The sequence below is a fragment of the Vibrio sp. 10N.222.55.C6 genome (assembly GCF_041473395.1).
Taxonomy (GTDB): domain Bacteria; phylum Pseudomonadota; class Gammaproteobacteria; order Enterobacterales; family Vibrionaceae; genus Vibrio; species Vibrio crassostreae_C.
Genome location: NZ_JBFRSD010000717.1, coordinates 1 through 230, shown reverse-complemented (window position 1 = coordinate 230; position 230 = coordinate 1). Strand labels below are relative to the sequence as shown.

At 41.7% G+C, this 230-nt stretch carries 1 pseudogene; it reads right to left on the bottom strand.

Annotated elements, in window-relative coordinates:
- Positions 1-230: pseudogene (locus AB4486_RS25805) on the bottom strand (peptidase M23); the annotation flags it as partial.

Sequence of the window (230 nt, the reverse complement as noted above, 5' to 3'; positions counted from 1 at the left end):
GAGCGAGCTTTGGCAAGGTGTTGGTAGTAGTGACTGATACGATCTTCTTCCACACCTGTGTTGAGGATGTGAGAAGAAGCTTTAGCTCGACTTGTCATGTAGTAGGTCTGAATCAGTTGCTCTAACTTATCGGTATGGGCTTTTTTCTGAGTCGTAAGCGCTTTAATCTTGGTGTCTAAGTTAGCAATATTTGCATTAGCCGTATTGAGTTGCTTTTTACTGTCTAGAAT